15 protein-coding genes are annotated in these 18073 nt (G+C 38.8%); 1 reads left to right on the top strand and 14 read right to left on the bottom strand.

Going from position 1 to position 18073, the window contains the following annotated elements; translation table 11 throughout:
- Positions 1-42 precede the first annotated feature (42 nt).
- From AB4513_RS18720 to AB4513_RS18695, 6 genes are all read right to left on the bottom strand, one after another.
- Positions 43-1005 carry a hypothetical protein gene (locus AB4513_RS18720; protein ID WP_009847928.1) on the bottom strand — a complete coding sequence of 321 codons (963 nt, stop codon included), beginning with the start codon at positions 1003-1005 and terminating at the stop codon, positions 43-45.
- The gene (gene cysC, locus AB4513_RS18715) at positions 1005-1652 is read right to left on the bottom strand and encodes an adenylyl-sulfate kinase (protein ID WP_009847929.1); all 648 of its coding nucleotides are present in this window, start codon (positions 1650-1652) and stop codon (positions 1005-1007) included. The genes AB4513_RS18720 and cysC overlap by 1 nt, the downstream gene beginning before the upstream one ends.
- A gap of 6 nt (positions 1653-1658) precedes the next feature.
- Entirely contained in the window at positions 1659-2573 is a 915-nt protein-coding gene (cysD, locus tag AB4513_RS18710) for a sulfate adenylyltransferase subunit CysD (RefSeq protein ID WP_009847930.1), read from the bottom strand.
- An 18-nt stretch (positions 2574-2591) separates the two neighbouring features.
- Entirely contained in the window at positions 2592-4331 is a 1740-nt protein-coding gene (locus AB4513_RS18705) for an SLC13 family permease (protein WP_009847931.1), read from the bottom strand.
- Between the two features lie 315 nt (positions 4332-4646).
- Complete coding sequence (locus AB4513_RS18700; protein WP_102257563.1) at positions 4647-5195, bottom strand: sugar transferase; 549 nt, start codon at positions 5193-5195, stop codon at positions 4647-4649.
- A 111-nt stretch (positions 5196-5306) separates the two neighbouring features.
- Positions 5307-6251: an SDR family oxidoreductase gene (locus AB4513_RS18695; protein ID WP_009847933.1), complete on the bottom strand. Its 945-nt coding sequence runs from the start codon at positions 6249-6251 to the stop codon at positions 5307-5309.
- A 172-nt stretch (positions 6252-6423) separates the two neighbouring features.
- Between AB4513_RS18695 and AB4513_RS18690 the strand changes: the two genes are divergently transcribed.
- Positions 6424-8295 (top strand): nucleoside-diphosphate sugar epimerase/dehydratase, encoded by a 1872-nt coding sequence (locus AB4513_RS18690; protein WP_009847934.1) that lies wholly within the window; start codon positions 6424-6426, stop codon positions 8293-8295.
- Here the strand turns inward: AB4513_RS18690 and AB4513_RS18685 are convergent.
- The 8 genes from AB4513_RS18685 to AB4513_RS18650 form a co-directional block, all read right to left on the bottom strand.
- The gene (locus AB4513_RS18685) at positions 8285-9418 is read right to left on the bottom strand and encodes a glycosyltransferase family 4 protein (RefSeq protein ID WP_009847935.1); all 1134 of its coding nucleotides are present in this window, start codon (positions 9416-9418) and stop codon (positions 8285-8287) included. The two genes, AB4513_RS18690 and AB4513_RS18685, sit on opposite strands and share 11 nt — an antisense overlap.
- Positions 9411-10313 carry a glycosyltransferase family 2 protein gene (locus AB4513_RS18680; protein ID WP_009847936.1) on the bottom strand — a complete coding sequence of 301 codons (903 nt, stop codon included), beginning with the start codon at positions 10311-10313 and terminating at the stop codon, positions 9411-9413. The genes AB4513_RS18685 and AB4513_RS18680 overlap by 8 nt, the downstream gene beginning before the upstream one ends.
- A gap of 135 nt (positions 10314-10448) precedes the next feature.
- On the bottom strand, positions 10449-14081 hold the full coding sequence (locus AB4513_RS18675; protein ID WP_083784128.1) for a glycosyltransferase: 3633 nt from the start codon (positions 14079-14081) through the stop codon (positions 10449-10451).
- Between the two features lie 2 nt (positions 14082-14083).
- Positions 14084-15181 (bottom strand): DegT/DnrJ/EryC1/StrS aminotransferase family protein, encoded by a 1098-nt coding sequence (locus AB4513_RS18670; RefSeq protein ID WP_032555314.1) that lies wholly within the window; start codon positions 15179-15181, stop codon positions 14084-14086.
- Positions 15182-15186: 5 nt separating this feature from the next.
- Positions 15187-15594, bottom strand: a complete 408-nt coding sequence (locus tag AB4513_RS18665; protein ID WP_009847939.1) for a MaoC family dehydratase — start codon at positions 15592-15594, stop codon at positions 15187-15189.
- Entirely contained in the window at positions 15595-16338 is a 744-nt protein-coding gene (locus AB4513_RS18660; protein WP_009847940.1) for an acyltransferase, read from the bottom strand.
- Positions 16338-16730, bottom strand: coding sequence for an FdtA/QdtA family cupin domain-containing protein (locus AB4513_RS18655; protein ID WP_009847941.1), 393 nt, complete (start codon positions 16728-16730; stop codon positions 16338-16340). The genes AB4513_RS18660 and AB4513_RS18655 overlap by 1 nt, the downstream gene beginning before the upstream one ends.
- Positions 16723-18021 carry a DUF563 domain-containing protein gene (locus AB4513_RS18650; RefSeq protein WP_009847942.1) on the bottom strand — a complete coding sequence of 433 codons (1299 nt, stop codon included), beginning with the start codon at positions 18019-18021 and terminating at the stop codon, positions 16723-16725. The genes AB4513_RS18655 and AB4513_RS18650 overlap by 8 nt, the downstream gene beginning before the upstream one ends.
- Positions 18022-18073 lie beyond the last annotated feature (52 nt).

The raw sequence follows: 18073 nt of genomic DNA, 5'->3' as shown, positions 1-18073 counted from the left end.
ATCGCAGAAAGTGACTGTGTACCTTCTGCAATTACATTTCATTTAATGAGCGTAATACGCTGACAACGTGTTGATGAAATTTTGCTTGTCATCGAGCGTTAACGCGTTAATGCCTGCGGCTGCTTTACGGCCACCACCTGTGGCAAACGACGAGCAGATATCATCGGCCCCAACACGGTGGTTTAATGGTGCACGTACGCTCACCGTGTAATCTTGCTCGCTCGCGTTTAGCGTTAATACTGCATGCGCTAAGTCAGGGCTTTGATTTGCAAGCTCGTTTCCAAACACACCACTAATGCGCCTTGCCCAAGCTTCACACGGTAGCTCAAACACTTTACATTGGGTATCCGAGTAAGTTGGCGTGATGCTCAACACTTGGTTACGGTCTAGCTCGTAGCCTTTCTTCAGTGTGTGATACGGCGAGTTATCGTCATCGAGTAGCGATAGCGGATCGACGTAGCCAATGAGTTGCAAATAGAGCGCTGCTGGCTCTATGTGTAAATCGCTCAGCGTTGCACCATAACCGTTATAGTTAATCAAAGTACCTAACTCTTTTAAGAACTCGATCTCTGATTCGCTCAGGCCAATCTCTTGTGCCAACTTCTGGGCAGAAGAAAATAGGTTATCACCAAATGCCGCAGCCACAGCCCACTTAGCGTGTTTACCGCCTAGCCGTTGGTTAATCAATAAACTGGTGCAGATTTCCGCATCAAGATTGATTAATACGTCAAGGTTTTCAGATTTTGGGATATCGCCACTACGATGATGGTCGCAGTAGAAAACTTTGACGTTGTTGCGTAGCAGTGCTGCAAGATCTGGTAAATTCTTCTCCATGGATATATCCAGCACCGTCACTGATCTGGCGTTGTCGATATCCACTTGTTTTAACAATTTGATGTCGCGCTTCACACCGGTAGTCAAAGTGGACTCTTTTGGCTCAGCGAATCGCAATTGCAGTAGTGCAATGATTCCATCTGCATCACCATTAAATACGTCATAATGCATTAATACTGCCCTCCTAACTGCAAGTAACCTTTTTTCTCAAGTTCAGCTACGACAAAATCCGCGCAAGCTTCAATAGATAGCTCTGCAGTATGCAGATGGATTTCAGGATTCACCGGTGCTTGGTATTCTGAGTCGATGCCTGTGAAGTGTTTAATCTCACCGGCACGTGCTTTCTTGTAGAGCCCTTTAGGGTCGCGTGCTTCACACACCTCTAGCGGGGTATCGACAAACACTTCAAGAAATTCACCTTCAGTTACCAATTCACGCACTTGTTGGCGATCAGAAATAAACGGTGAGATAAACGCAGTTAACACAATATTGCCCGCATCAACAAACAGCTTAGCTACCTCACCGATGCGGCGGATATTTTCAATGCGGTCTGAATCTGAAAAACCTAAATCTTGATTGAGGCCATGACGCACATTATCGCCATCAAGCAGATAACTGTGCTTGCCCATTTGCAGCAGTTTACTTTCAACGGCATTTGCGACGGTGGATTTACCAGAACCACTTAAACCTGTGAACCAAAGTATGACTGGATTTTGCCCTTTTTGAGCCACACGATCTTGATGGGTCACTGTTGAGTTATGCCACACGACATCGTCACTCACCGAGTCATTATTTTTACGTTGGTATGGAGTCGTCATAACAGTTTAAAAATACCCTTCGCGTTTCTTCTTCTCCATTGAGCCAGAAGAATCATGATCAATAGCACGGCCTTGGCGTTCAGACGTTGTGGTGAGTAGCATCTCTTGGATAATTTCTGGCAGCGTTGCGGCTTCAGACTCTACCGCACCCGTCAACGGGTAACAGCCAAGTGTGCGGAAACGAACCATCTTTTCTTCAATCACCTCACCTTCTTTGAGCTCCATCCGCTCATCGTCTTTCATTATGAGCATACCGTCACGCTTAATCACTGGACGTTTTGCCGCTAGGTATAATCCTGGGATTTCAATATTCTCAAGGTAGATGTATTGCCAGATATCCAGCTCAGTCCAGTTTGATAAAGGGAACACACGAATGCTCTCGCCTTTATTTACTTTACCGTTATACACATTCCATAGCTCAGGACGTTGGTTTTTCGGGTCCCAGCGGTGATGTTCATCGCGGAAAGAATATACACGCTCTTTGGCGCGAGATTTTTCTTCATCACGCCGTGCGCCTCCAAATGCAGCATCAAAACCATGCTTGTCCAGAGCTTGCTTCAAGCCTTGGGTTTTCATGATATCAGTATGTACAGAGCTGCCATGGACAAATGGGCTGATGTCCATCTCTACCCCTTCAGGGTTTTGATGCACAATCAACTTCATACCCACTTTTTCCGCCATATAGTCACGAAACTGAATCATTTCTTTAAACTTCCACGTGGTATCTACGTGCATTAACGGGAACGGAGGCGTCGCTGGCGCAAATGCTTTTTGTGCTAGGTGGAGCATCACCGAAGAATCTTTACCGACAGAATATAGCATTACCGGGTTATCAAACTCAGCGGCAACCTCACGCATGATATGAATAGACTCAGCTTCTAATTGCTTTAGATGAGTCATACGCTCTGAAGAAATATTCATTTCAAAGAAGTCCTTAAATTACAATCCAATAAAGGCAGGTATTGCGATTAACACAATCAAGCCATAAAGCAGGCACATCGGTACGCCTACTTTCACAAAATCTTGCAGCTTATACTGTCCCGCATTAAACACCATCAAGTTAGTTTGGTAACCATATGGGCTAATAAAACTGGCGCTAGCACCAAACGCGACTGCAAGTATATACGCTTGAGGGTTTGCAGATAAACTCGAAGCCAATTCGATTCCAATAGGAAGTACGAGTGCAGCCGCCGCATTGTTAGTGACCAACTCTGTCATTAACCACGCCAACAAATAAACAACAATCAAGCCCGTCAGTGGAGTAAACAAATAATCATATGAATGAACCATTGTTTCTAGCCCACCCAAAGCACCACTATTTGTTAAAGCCTGAGACAAGAGCAGGGCGGAGGATATAATTAACCAAACATTTTTAGGTAAACGCTGCAGAACCTCATTAGCCGTTAAACACCCAGACAACAAAAGTGCACCTAATAATATCAACATCACTTTAAAAAGAGACACAACACCTAACGCCGCCAACAAGATAGAACCGAGAAACCCAACAACAGTCAGCTTTTCTCTCCACCCACTTAAGCACTGATCCGTTTCAACTTCGCTCAATAAATAAAAATTCTTACGGATATTATTTCTTGAATAGTGATCGTTTCCCACTGCAAGCACTAAGTAGTCACCAGCCTCAAGCGTCACTTCACCAAGCTTACCCGACAACGCCACCCCATCGCGTTTAATCGCAACGACAGCAGCATCAAACAAAGCACGAAAGCCTGAATGTTTAAGTGTTTTTCCGACCAAGTTACTTTCCGGTTTAATAACCACTTCGGAGAGATTATCAAGGGGTAAGCCACTATTACTCGCAAACAAAGAAAGCCCATTGAATTCCCTTAGTATCGTGATCTTCTTAACGTCACCACTAAACAACAAGCGATCATTGGGTGCAATAACCTCTTGAGGAGTCACAGGCGATATCAAGCGCCCCTCTCTCAATATTTCGACCAAAAATAACGACTCTAAATGTCGAAGACCATTTTGCTCTACAGACTTTCCGATTAGCTCTGAATCTGAAGCGACTTCAGTATCGATAATATAATCACGGATCTGAACTTGGTTCTTGTCGTACTCTGGCAATAATGGGCTTAATGCAAACAAAAGCACCCCACAACCCACAACCAAACATAAGCCCACCACGGTAAAGTCGAAAAACCTCAAACTGGGCAAACCTGAGTCGATAACCAAACTATTGACGATTAAGTTAGTGGACGTTCCAACTAAGGTTAAGGTTCCACCCAGTATGGCAGCATAAGAAAGAGGGATAAGTAGTTTACTGGCTTTGTGATGCGGGTTGTTGCGGATCGGTGCCAACATAGTGGAAACGACCGCAGTATTGTTCAATATCGCTGAAGAAAAAGTGGTTAAGCTGAATAACCTGAGCAAGGTGAAACGATAGTTAGGTCCAATAACATAGTTGGTAACTACTCTTAGTAGCTTCGTTTTCTCTAATGCTACAGAGCAAATAACCAACAGCATCAAAGTTAATAAACCCATATTTGAAAAGCTTTGGATAACCTGCTCTGTCGTAACAAGAGAGCTGGTAAAAAGCACTAACAACAATACACCAAACACTCTATCAGACTGAGATTGAAAGCGTATCAAGCCGCAAATTGTTGCAACGAATAAGCCAAGTACCTGAACAGCAGGATTAATTAACCAATCAAGCAAAACCAATGCTCCAAATAAACGAATTAAGGTATGAGAATACAAACACCAAAGAGAACAGCCTATCATGGTGACGTTATAGGCTTAAGTATAGTGACACCATAAAACAGGGAAATACAAGTGTCAGTTCATGGCTCTCGTCAACACTAAAATTCACTAACGAACACTGACTTCGCTACTTAAAGTTGTGCTTATCATTCAATAACCTACGCTCTAAACAGCCACATTCACTACAGGTTTAGCCCCTTGCCTAAGCCTCTTACAATACAAGACTGATTCTAAAAAACGTCAAAGATACGTAAGAAAGCAAGAGAAAAATTAAACGCGGTCGCCCGAGCCTTTACCTAATACTGTTTGAATAATGTATTGGAAGTAAAACTTAGTATTCAACGTGTTAATCATGCGTTGATCCCACTCCGCTAATTTTTTCGGTGTCGACATGTCGATATCATTGATTTGAGCCAATCCCGTCACACCAGGCCTAACCGACAATACTCCTCTCGACTCTCTCTCATCAATCAACTCTTGTTGGTTAAACAGACATGGTCTTGGGCCAACTAAACTCATTTCACCTTTAAGCACGTTGTATAGCTGAGGCAGTTCATCAAGCTTGGTTTTACGCAGGAATCCACCGAGCTTGGTCACTGAACTCGCTCCAACTAAATGAGTCGCGACAGATTTTGTTTCGACAGGCATTGTGCGGAATTTAACCAAGGTGAAAGGTTTTTTGTTACGACCTACACGCGTTTGAAAAAAGACAGGCGACCTTGTATCAAAGTAACCAAGGATACAAATAAGGAGAAATACTGGCCACAGGAGCAACAGACCAAAGAGAGCAAAAAAGAAATCCAATAAACGAATCAAAATATAAGTCCTATTAAATTTGAATTAAAAACTGGGGCGATATAAGTACTACTAATTAATCAAAAACACCTGAAGAACTTATGGATAAGAAAGTAACAAGCTATCTAAAACACATCAATGCGACTTCAAGTACGCTTCTACTGTTCTTTTGATTCCTTGCTTAAAGGTCACGGGAGGTGTCCACCCCAGAATTTCCTTCGTCAAACAAATATCAACTTGGAGGTTGCCACATACTCTTTGTGCGACTTGTTGTTTTTTTAACACTGAAGCACTCAGCTCTATCCAAGACATAGGAACGGGTATAAGCCTCGGTGTTTTTCCCATAGATAGAGCAATTGTTCGCATTAATTGAGTTGTCGATACATCATGGTCATCAGAAGCCAAAAATGTATGCCCTGGAGCCAAAGGGTGTTCACAGCACACCAGTATCAAACTGGATAGATTATCCAGATACACCAAGCTTCGACGGTTCTTTATGGCACCAAACGGTAATGGAATACCCTTGTCAATCAAACGCATCATAGATAAGAAATTCGCTTTTACGCCAGGTCCATAAACTAATGGCGGCCTGATAATAACCACTTCTAACCCTGTATCTTTTGAGAGCTTAGCCACCTCAACTTCAGCTTCATACTTACTCAAACTGTAAGGGTCTTGAGGAGTATTATTTAAATTCGGCCCAAAGGGTAAATTGGGCTCGCTAAACTCACCGTTTACTTTGATCGAACTAACAAAGACAAATCTCTTAACGCCCGCATCAGCTGCCTGCTTCGCTAAGTTCAATGTACCCAGTGTATTAATATCTCGATAGGCTATCACTGCATCTTGCTCGACCTCATTCATTTGATGAACACGAGCTGCACAGTGAACAACACAATCGACACCTTCGAATGAACCCGACCAATCAGTAGATGCGCCAATAGAAGGAACAACCAAGCTATTAGTTAGTGGACCTATTTGCTTACGCACAACCGGAGTGACTGCCCAGTCACGCTCTCTAGCCAACTCAACAACTCTAGAGCCGACAAAACCAGTGCTGCCTGTGACTACAATTCTCATAATGCAAAAAGCCTAAAAGTAGAACAAATAACAAACAATATTAACAGTAAACGTACCGAGTGACACATAACAATCAATTACAACTAGCTTACCGCACTCAACAACATTAAAATACAGTCTAAAAACTATAATCATCAAACTTAAGACGCTCAGTGGCTCGCTAAGGAACACCATGATCAGACCAATACATATATTGCTTAATGCCAAACGCAAGAACAAGCGTTTCATCAGTATTGGCTATGATATTTTCGCTATCGTGATTTCACTCTATCTAGCCATTGCCTTAAGGCTTGGAAATGCTTTTTTTTCAGTCGAAATAGAGGAACTAATCACTCTTTTTATTACTGTTTCAATCACAATTTATAGCTTCATTAAATTAGGAATGTACCGAGCTGTCCTACGTTATATGATGCTACCAGCCGTGGGCAACATTTTCTTTGGCGTTATAATATCGACCCTAGCTTTAATAATGAGTGGATTTTTTTTCCAATCGTTCATCCCTAGAAGTGTCCCATTTATATATGCGGGCTTGGCAACCCTGACGCTAGGTGGCCCCAGAATACTTATCCGTTCAATTTATTATCATTGGTTTAAGCGTCAAAAGCCCAATGTGTTTATTTATGGCGCAGGGGCTACCGGTCGCGACTTAACATATGCTCTGATTCAGGGGGATGAATACAATCCAGTCGTATTACTTGATGACGACCCTACAAAGTCAGGTCAAATATTATTTGGACTTAAGGTCCACCACTCAAGTGAATTTGAACACCTTCAATCACTTTATCAACCCGTAAAGCTGCTTTTGGCCATTAATGGGATTAATAAAGGTGAGCGCTTGAGATTGGTTGAAAAATTGTCACATTGGCCAATCGCAGTGCAATCCGTTCCATCAGTAGAAGATATTGCTACAGGAAAAGCGACAGCAACTGACGTAAAAGACTTAGACGTTGCAGATCTACTTGGAAGAGCTGCTGTGGACCCTGACAAGGCACTTTTAGCACAAAACATTTTCAATAAGAATGTAATGGTTACTGGCGCCGGAGGCTCTATTGGCTCTGAGCTGTGTCGTCAAATCATGTCACAGAAACCCAAAACACTTGTGCTGTTTGAGCTAAATGAATACAACCTTTATAAAATCGACCAAGAACTAAATTCGACCAAAATAAATTTAAAAAGCGAAACTCAAATCGTTGCAGCTCTTGGCTCCGTTCAGAGACAAAACCGCTTAGAAAAATTGATGACAGCGCATGGCGTTGAAACTGTTTACCATGCTGCAGCATATAAACATGTTCCGTTAGTTGAAGATAATATTGTTGAAGGCGTTCGTAATAATGTGTTTGGCACACTTGCTTGCGCTGAAGCTGCGATCCAAACAGGGGTAAAAAACTTCACTCTAATCTCAACAGATAAAGCAGTGAGACCAACTAACGTAATGGGGGCAACCAAGCGCATGGCTGAGTTGGTTCTTCAAGCGTTGGCAGATAAGCAAGACACCACAAATTTCACAATGGTACGTTTTGGTAATGTTCTAGGCTCTTCGGGCTCGGTTGTTCCATTATTCAAAAAGCAAATCAAATGTGGCGGCCCTGTAACCGTAACTCACCCTGATATCATTCGTTATTTCATGCTGATCCCCGAAGCAGCCCAACTTGTTATCCAAGCAGGGGCCATGGGTAACAATGGTCAGGTGTTCGTTCTTGATATGGGCGAGCCAGTCAAGATTTTAGACCTAGCGAAACGAATGATTCACCTAATGGGTATGCAAGAAAATATAGAAGGATCACCTCAAGAGGGCGATATTTCTATAAAGTTCACAGGATTACGCCCAGGAGAAAAGCTTTATGAAGAGCTTTTGATTGGGGACAATGTGGAAGGTAGTGGCCATCAAAAGATAATGACAGCCAGAGAGCAGATGTTGAGTTGGAGTGAAATGCAGCCACTTTTGGAACAGCTCGATAGGTGTTGCCATAACTTTGATGAAGAATGCATTATGAGGATTCTATTAGATGCCCCTACTGGGTATAAACCCAATGCTAACGGATAGCACCAAGCTCATCGTAAACCTTTAGAGTTTTTTCAAATACCATTTCTTGAGAAAACTCTGTTTCAACTTTTTGACGCCCCCTAACGCCAAATTCAAGAGTTTTTTCATCATTCTCAAGCAACGCGCGTAAACAGTTAGCAAGTGAAATTGCATCTCCTGGTTGCGCCAGTAAACCGTTAACATTATGAGATACGATTTCACGACAACCAACAACATCAGTTGTGATTATCGCTCTTTGGCAAGAAGCTGCCTCGATTAAGATTCGAGGGACACCTTCACCATATGTAGTAGGCAAACACACTATATCGTTTTCTTTTATTAGCTTAGGCATATTTTGCACGTTACCTAGCCAATTAATATCACCAGAGCTTGCCCAAGCCTCTACTTGACTAAGAGGAATAGCAGAAGAAACGTCGCTATCAATAATCCCCGCAACATTAAGCGTGAATTCAACACCTTGGCTTTCTAAAATCTGCTTTGCTTCGACTAAACAGGCCAACCCTTTTTCGTTCAAAAGTCTAGCACCGAACAAAACACTCTTATTTAGAGGTGACATTGAAGGAGAAAAGCGAGCTAGATCAATTCCGGCACCTTTGACAACTCGACCATTTTCGTACTTTAAAACACCAATTTCATCAAATAGTTGATAATCTTCGTTGTTTTCAAAAATGAAACGTGATTTAGAAGAAGAGATCGACTTATAGAGCGTAGTAATGATACGTCTTAAGAGATTGAATTTAATTGAATTAGAACTAAAAACTGCGCCTAACCCAGTTACACTATAGATTATCGGTTTATTAAAAAACAATCTATTTAGCAAGCCTGCATATATATTAGGCTTAATTGTCACACAATGTATCAATTCAGGTTCAATTTCATCTAATATTCTCTTAAGGCGGAAAATACTACCGATCTCTCGAAGAAGGTTAACACTTTTTCTTTTTACAGATAACTGATGACAAATAAAACCTTTAGATTCCAATTCATTTTTAATCGCATCATTTGAAAAGCTACTAACAATATGAATATCAAAACCTAAAGATTGGAAGTACTCTGCTCGCTCTAACCAGTGAAGACGAAAGTACCAATCAACATTTATTACGTAAACGATCTTTTTACTCATACTTGCCACTTCGATTGGTTAGACCGTGAAAAACCCCTTTTATAATACATCTAAATTGCATAAACCTAGGTTTGAGAAATACACAAAAAATAAGTGCTTGTAAGCTTGATCTTATAAGAGTATAAACTTTCCAACTCAATGGTATGTATGCCCTTTGTAGCAAACGGCAAAAATTACGATAATAGTAATAATGACGTACTGGGGAATGAGTTGTAAGGCTTTGACCTAAAACTTTCAACGGAGCACCGCCAACCTTATGATACATTTTCGCATTAAATGCAGCGATACAAACATAATTTTTACTCTTCGCTCTAAATCCCCATTCAATATCAACACAATCAATGAATAGCCCCTCTTCCATATAACCAATATCATCAAGCGTAGCCTTTGAAATAAGGCAACCAGAAGCTATCAGAAAGTCACATGGAGAAAAGGTATTTTCACTTCTATCACTCGACAAGAACCTATTGACACTATACCTAGATGTACGAATAAACAAACATTCAGAAAATGTATCTTGATCTATATGAACAGGACCAACGGCTGCAACTCTTTGACCTTCAAATTGAGCTGCTTGTCGAGCTATAAACAACTCTTTTACCATTGATTCAGATGGAACACTGTCTTGATCAAACAAAATAAAGTCAATAAAACCCTCATTTAATGCCTTGTTAATACCAATATTTTGAGCATATGCAATCCCCATGTTGTCCGATAAAAATGTCACTTCGACTTGTTCAGAGTCATCTATATCTATTGGCACAGAGGAATTATTATCAATTATATAAATTTTCGAAACTTGTAGCTTCAATTTGTCGACTAATAACTTAAGTTCTTCTTGGACGGGATTGAACGTAATAATTATCGCAGAAACTTCTTTTTTGTTTTCAAGCATAAATTTATCATCATTTAATTTTAAACACTGATTATAACCACAACTAATAACAACCGAAAAATAAAATGACGACAATTTCTCAATTAAGGAGTGGGTTAAAAATTATATAATTCAACCCAACCAGATCATTTATTATTAAAGGTATGATTTGTATATTCCATCAAGATTATCTACTTGATCACTAAAATATGCGATTGAATCTTTAGGCAAGTCAACATCATCTCCAAGCTTCAGCTTCTCATAATGGGTGATAACATTATTTATTGCATTCTCTAACTTCTTTGAATCAGAAGAAAATGGAATAACATTCCCATTTTCTCCTTCAATAATACACTCTGTAACACCACCGGAATCAGTAGTAATAACCCAAACATTTCTAGCAATAGCCTCCCTGACGGTAAGACCAAAGCTTTCTTTACATCTTGAGGGGAATAACAACACATCGATAGATTCAAAAAAATCATCAATATTATTTTGGTTATACCCAGGAACTATAGTGCAGTTATTTATGCTAGATACAACATGATCCGGATAAGACTTATGTCCTAAATTTATCATATTATCAACTATTTTCAAAAAAGCTTTAGAATTATTAACATTAGAGAAAGCTTTTAATACCAAGTCGCTGCCTTTAATAGGAGTATTTCCGCCGACATAACCAAAAGTTATACTACCGTCAAATTTTTTAACTATTGATGCTTTAGGCATAAGAATACCATTTCTATCAACGGTTAAAGGCTTAGGGTGCATATTATTGAGATCATGAAGCTCTGCAGTATAACTACTCGGAGCTAAAACTTCACATGCATTTTTGAGATAGTGCCTGAGTTCAGCATCTCGAAGTGAAGGCGTTTTTTGATTATCTGTACAGTTCTTACACTTGCTTAAATCAATTTTATCTTGACCACAGAACTCACCTTTTGAATCGATCATAAACTGCTTATAACATAACCACCAAGCATCATGAACAGTAACAATATAGTTTATATTTTTATCAATGCAACTTTGAAGAGCACCGATTCCCAGTCCTTGCAAGCAATGTGCATGAGCCAGATCAGGCTTAACCACCTCTAATATTTTTGCTACTGGCTTTACAATTGATTTGTTATTGTAAAGTTCCATATCCTCATTTGGTACAGGTACACCGAATACAGTTACACCTTCTACCTCATAACGAACAGGCTCGTAAGCTCGTAAAGCATCATCAACAGGAAGAGTAGTAACCACATACACTTCATAGCCTTTATGTTTTTGTAAAAGCTTATTTATTTGCTCTGTGACAATCGTAGCACCACCAAAAGACCTTGGAGAATAAAAAACGTTGAATACAACTATTCTTGGTTTGGTCTTAATACAACTATAGTCTCTTACAATTGGCATTAACTGAGTGTTTGCTATCGATTCTGTATTATAGCGGGCCAAGACTGTAGTATTTGCATTAATCGCCATGTCTTGTCGCGTTTGCTCACAACAAACAAGCTTTGTCAGCTTGTCAAACCACTCAACCTGATCACTAGCTATATAACCATTTACCCCATCGTCGATGACATCGATAAAGGCACTCAAAGGAGACGATACTGAAGGAAGTTTTACTATAGATGCTTCGATATATTTAATATTACTTTTAGCTTCATTAAATATATATTTCTCTAAGGGTGCAATACTGATATCGCACTCAGATAGCAAGCGTAAATACTCAGAGTAGCTACAAAGTTCAAAGCGTTCTACTTGAGCATCAAGGCCATCAAAGCTGGATGGTAGCTCCAGTAAACCTATGATTCTAAAAATTACCTGAGAGTTTTCTCTCAGTACTTTCGCAATAGACGAAGCGGCTTCTTCGAAATCAATATTATGAGTTGATGTGCCTGACCCATATACTATCCTAATCTTATTATCTATTTTCTGTTTCTTTTCCGAACTCTTTAATATCTCATTAGCTAGCTGAAGAGTTTCTGAATCTAAGCAATTTTCAAGTATGAAAACATTTTCAACTCCTTCAGCATTCATAGACTCAGCTAAACCAGAGGTCGAAGCAATTGCCATATCACACGCAAGAAGTGCTTGCTTATAAGAATTAGCGCCTTCCAAAACTTGAGTTCTAACTTCACTCGAGAGATCACTAACAGTTTTACTTTCTGCTAGTATAGCTTCGTTAAAGATAAGGTCATCGACTTCCCAAAAAGTTTTTACATTGAGGCGTTTACACTCTTCAATCAAAGCCAATACAGTATCAGTGCTCGGAACCCGATAAAAAATAACTACTGACGAATGGGATATACTCGTTCTCGACTGATAGTAATCAGTCCAAGAAACCACTTCGCACTTAAAACCTAGTAGCTCCAGCATTTCCTTTTTCTGTGTAACTCTGTATTTAGTACACTGTTGTATACTTAACTCAGCTATGATTGTCACGGAGTTTAGACAAACTTCATGAGCTAATACTGAAGGCTTGTTGATAAAGTCTCTCTCAGTCAAACTATGGACATGTCCTCTCGCTGAATTATTTAAAGCTGTATGTACGAGGGTGCGTAGCCCGCCTGACTTAAAGACTTGAAAAGCATATTTTAGGGTATTTCTAAGACCTTTCTGACGGATAATGCGTGGTAGATAAAGAACGAGACTCTTTGCTCTCTTCAGTTTAATTAATACACTTATAATTGGCTGTACAGCTCTCCAAGTAGTAGAGTTTTCAATAGCACTTAAACGGTTAACCGTGCTATCAAGAGCATTGACTTGCTCTTCTAACAATTCAACCTTATGATTTAACGAGCTATTTTTACCTGTCAAAATACTGACTTCATCTAAAACTTTGCTTCTGAAGAAGTCAGATCTTGAGTATAAGTCAAAAAATTTACTGTAGTTATCAGAAGGGAAATTAATATTAGCGCCAATACGAGTATAGAACTCATCGAGTATTGCCTTAGCCGATGCAAATTTACCGATGCTAATTAGATAATCATGTAATTTATGATATTTAGAGGAGTCAGAACACTTAGAACATACGACAGATGACAATACTTCTAGGTCAAAATCTAAAAATCGACGTTCAACGCGAAACTGTTCATACTCACTTCGGAAAAACTTTGAGTCGTTGATAGCCAAACTCAAATTCTCACCGTCTCCTCTCACCCGATACGCAGACAATTTATGGTTAAGTAATGTAATATCTTCAGTAGAAGATAACCTTAACCACATGTCATAGTCTTGAAGTTGAAGTAACCTTTCATCGAAATAACCATACTCCTCAAAGATGCCTCTATGTAACATCGCTGAAGTCGCACACAACATATTTCCACAATCAATGAAATGTTTTTTTATCTCTAAACTATTAAAATCCTTATTAAATATTTTAGATAATTCGTGACCACATATATTTTTTTCATCATCAATTGTGTCGACCCAAGTGAAAGAAAAACGAGCCCCACTCTCAAGCATCAACTTCAATTGCATTGCTAGTTTGTTATTGTAATAAAGGTCATCACCTGAAAGTAAAGTAATATAAACCCCCTTTGCAGATCTAATTGCCAAGTTAGATGCATGTGAAGGGAAGGTATTATTATCCAGAGCAATTAATTTAATTTTATTGCTTTCAGATTCATAATTTCTTACTATTTCAACAGTACCATCTGTAGAGTTATTATCAACAATAATTAGCTCAAAGTTTTTATAAGTTTGAGATAAACAACTTTCAATAGAATCTGAAATATAATTTTCATGATTATAAGTAACCATGCATATTGAAATTAGAGGAAGACTCGATTCGTTCATAATTAATTAGACCAGTTATTGATCAGGTTCACTACATGCTTTTGCTCTGATTCAGTCAAAATAGGGCTTATCGGTAGACTTAAAATATCATCACAAATAGCTCTAACTTCATTTTCATGATCTATTTCGGCGTACGCTACCTGTTCATTGACAAATTTAGGATAGTGTTTTTGAGTTTGAACACCATTTTCTAACAAGTATTCACTCAACTTTTCTCGTTCCGATGTCTTAATAACAAACAAATGAAAAACATGGCTTTCTTCATATTCCCATTCAGGGAGTTTTACTAAATCATTATTAATATTGTCAATGTAATAACGTGCAACCCTTTGACGATCTTTAATATCTTCATCAATGTACTTAAGCTTAACTCTTAAAATAGCCGCTTGTATTTCATCCAACCTACTGTTCACACCTTTGTAAATGTGCTCATATTTTATGTGAGAGCCATAGCTTCTTAATGCAGAAACTATTTCCTTTAGCTTCTCGTCACTTGTTGTAATTGCACCGGCATCACCTAGAGCCCCTAAGTTTTTCCCTGGATAGAAACTGAAGGCACCAGCATGACCCCAAGATCCCGCTTTTTTCCCATCAATCATAGCTCCATGTGCTTGTGCGCAATCTTCTAGCACCAACAAGTCATAATCTTCAGCTAGCTTACAAATTTCTTTCATTGGAGCTAATTGACCGTACAGATGTACCGGAAGTATGACTTTGGTCTTTGATGTGATTTTTTGAGCGATTTTGGAAACATCGATGTTAAAGTTATTTGGGTCTGCGTCAACTAATACAGGAGTCAAATTACACTCCGAAATAGCAAGCACCGATGCAATAAAAGTGTTAGAAGGGACAATAACTTCATCACCATCATCGATTAACCCCATAATTTTCCATGCTTTCAAAGTAAGCGTTAGAGCATCTAGCCCATTGCCGACACCAATACAAAACTTCGTTTGGCAATAAGTTGAAAACTCTCTTTCAAACTGCTCGAGCTCATTTCCCATGATATACCAACCAGAGTCAATAACCTTGTCAAAGGAAGCCTTAATTTCGTCTTTGTATCTTTCGTTAATTTTTTTTAAGTCTAAAAATGGAATCATCATAATTACTCTGGAATGTATATTTCTGCTTGGCCGGTTATAACTTTTTGCTTGCCCACTTTACAATACGTATCAAAATAAACGCGACGTTTATTTATATCAATTTCGCTTACAACTACAGTAGCAACAACCGTATCATCAATGTAAACGGGCTTCCTAAACTTCAAGGATTGAGATACATAGACACAGCCTTCACCTGGCAGCTTAGTTCCAAACAGCGCGGAAAAAAAACTAGAGCTAATCATGCCATGAGCGATTCTTTTCTTAAAACGAGAGTTTTCAGCATAAACTTCATCAAGATGAACGGGGTTTCTATCTCCAGAGAAGCCAGCAAATTGCTTTACATCAGCTTCAGAAATAGTTTGAGAGTATGATGCGGACATCCCAACTTCAATATCGTGAATATCATACATTTAGTTACTCTCCTTTACCCATTGCTGTACGACATCATCTGGATAGCCTCTATGGAAGTGATTAACCCAAGGGTAAGCTGGCTTGCGGCTACCATCTTTCAAGCGTATTCTTGCGGCAGGGCCGATTAATTTCGCTGGATTACCAGAATAAAGCATATCTTCTTGAGTGCTTTTAGCTACTGTTGAACTTGCTCCAACTAAACAACCTTTAGCGATCGTGACTCCCGGTAATATTACGGACATTGTAGCTATCACAGCATAGTCTTCAATAACAACGCCTTGCATTACGTTACTTGGCGGATGCGGGTCATTCGTAAGGACAACATAGGGAAATAGCCAGACGTAATCTCCGACTTTTGAAAGTTTTCCTACATGAACATTACTGTGAAGCCTCACATAATCACCAAATTCACAATCCCCTTGTATATCTGATAGGGTTCCAATTTGAAAGTTTTTACCAGCGACGGTTTTCTCTCGAACAGAAACTCGATGACCCGTAACTAAACCTTCATCAAAAGTCGAACCCTCATAAAACATACTGTATGAGCGAATATGTGAATTTTTACCAACAACTAACTTTCTATTACCTGATAAAGAAGTTTCTACACCTAGTTCACAGTTACTTTCGACAACCGTATTGTCTCCAATATCTACATTGTCATGAATTATACTAAAGGCTCCGATAGTTACATTTTTACCAATCGTTGCTTTTTTCGATACGATCGCACTTTTATGTATAGTCATTAGTTTACCAACCTTAAAAATTCTTCATAATCACGAATATAATCTGACTCATCGTAAATATTACTCGCGAGTACCAACAAAACACAATCCTTTGAAAAATCGTGCATTTCTCGCCATTTGTTATTATCAATATACAACCCTTGTTCTGGACTATCGAGTACAACGCTCTCTCTCGACTGACCATCATCTAAGACAATTCTACAGCTACCTTTCACACAAATCGCCATTTGCTCTAATTTTTTGTGAGCATGAAAGCCTCTAGATATTTGGCTCTTTGTATCAAAAATATAGTAAACACGCTTAATTTCAAAGGGAATGTTACCCAATTCTTCGAGAGAAACTAATGATCCTCTATCGTCACCAAGCACATTGAATTTAAATGTTTTAATCATCAAGTTTTTCCAATAGTTTTTCTAGTTCTTTGACATCTACGTTCGCATCACCGTGAACAGAGTTTGAGTTATCGTCAGGAGTAGTAAGGAAGTGAATCAAATGAACATTTGAAACATCAGCTAAGGGCTGAAATACATAATAGTTAGTGCTTTGTGCCGATGGGTATAGTGATATAGCTGTACTACCTGGTTTCATGAATAATAAATTGGTAAAGGCAGCACCAGAAGCACCAACTATAACTTCAGCTTGCGAAAATAAATTATACTGCTCAAAAAAATCAAGAGAGCCAGGATCAACAAAGTCGAATCCTTTCCTATACAGTAACCTCTCTAAATCTAGAACATTACTGAGCTTCCTTAGCTTGGTGTTTTCTCTTTGTAAGTATATTTTTTTATTTTTCAAAATATAATTGTTCGATAGTGTGTTTTTTGACAATTTATCTTTAACTTTTTTCAAACAATCAGAAGAAACAAAAAATTCCTTTTTCGGATTAGGCAAAGACCGAGTATTATCAAGAGAAGTCCATAAAGGAGTACAATAGATTAAACTTTCGCAATAAACTAACTGACCCTTTTTTACGTGACAGAGATGATATTCAGTATTTTTTAACTCAGACAAGAGAAGTTCGATAAGGGAAAGACTTTGTTGAGGGGTTCCCTCTTCAACTAAAATGGTTATTTTTTCATCTTTAGATTCAATATACTCCATCATATTAGCTAGCTTTGGTATAACTTCTGTAACCCAGTGATAATAATTAGTCGAATGTTCTTTTAATAAACTTACCACTAATCCATCTAGAGTTAACTTTTCACGAATAAACGAAATCTGAAAATCAAAACCTTCCAGTTCTTCATATTTCAAGAAAATATCTGGCCGCTTTAAATCATGAATATTTTCCATTAGGCTTAATTCATGATGGTACATATTTATTCCGGAAATTACAGCATCTGTAGAACCAATAACCTGAACTCCGCTTAAACGCACAACTTTAGTATCAGGTAATCTACCTTCAAGCGATGAACGTTTACATTCCTGATTATCTACATACAAGAGTGGACCTTGTACACTTGCATAGCGTTCAGATACATGTTGGATAATTTCACATCCCCCCCCCAATAACTCTAAATCCCCGACTAGTCTTACATCGAAACGATTTTCTTCGGGTTTATTTTCCTTAGATTTAAATAAACTTATTAGCCTAAAAAAAACATGGCGGTAGAATATAATACTGTCAATATATTGGTGACGAATAAACCTAGGGAACAAATAATATAGACTTCTCAATAACATTTAAAATCCATTTGTAATTTTACAAACTAATAAAACAAAAATTTCAATTCAA

Source organism: Vibrio sp. 10N.222.54.E6 (assembly GCF_041473955.1).
GTDB lineage: Bacteria > Pseudomonadota > Gammaproteobacteria > Enterobacterales > Vibrionaceae > Vibrio > Vibrio tasmaniensis_A.
The sequence above is the reverse complement of the archived record's forward strand: the minus strand, read 5'-3'. Positions and strand labels throughout refer to the sequence as shown.